Raw genomic sequence first — 334 nt, forward strand, 5'->3', positions numbered from 1 at the left:
AGATCGCCGCGACGTTGGTGGCGATGCTTTCCCGCGCCGTCGTCAGAAGCTCGAAGACGTCGATCAGCATGCCGTTGTATTCGAGCAGAGCCTGCTCGTTGATCGTCCGGCGCAGCGGCAGAATGCTGTTCTGATACTGGCGGGCGATGTCGTAGCTGCCGCGATAGGTGAGATAGGCCGCGCGCGCTTCCGAGCGCACGTTGATGGCTTTTTCCATCAGGCGGTTGACCGCCTGCATGTAAGTCTCCCGCGATCGGCGCACGTTGACTTCGCCGCCGTCGAAGATCGGGATCTGGATTTCGAGCTCGAAGCCGCGCGGCGACGAGCTCTCCCG

General features: G+C 62.6%; 1 protein-coding gene. It reads right to left on the reverse strand.

The features are described from left to right. Positions 1 to 334 (reverse strand): TolC family protein (locus tag V5F77_RS29260; protein ID WP_429008536.1); only part of this gene is annotated, 334 nt, incomplete at both ends.

Origin of the sequence: Roseixanthobacter psychrophilus, from assembly GCF_043195195.1 — a bacterium.
Classification (GTDB): Bacteria; Pseudomonadota; Alphaproteobacteria; order Rhizobiales; family Xanthobacteraceae; genus NCEH01.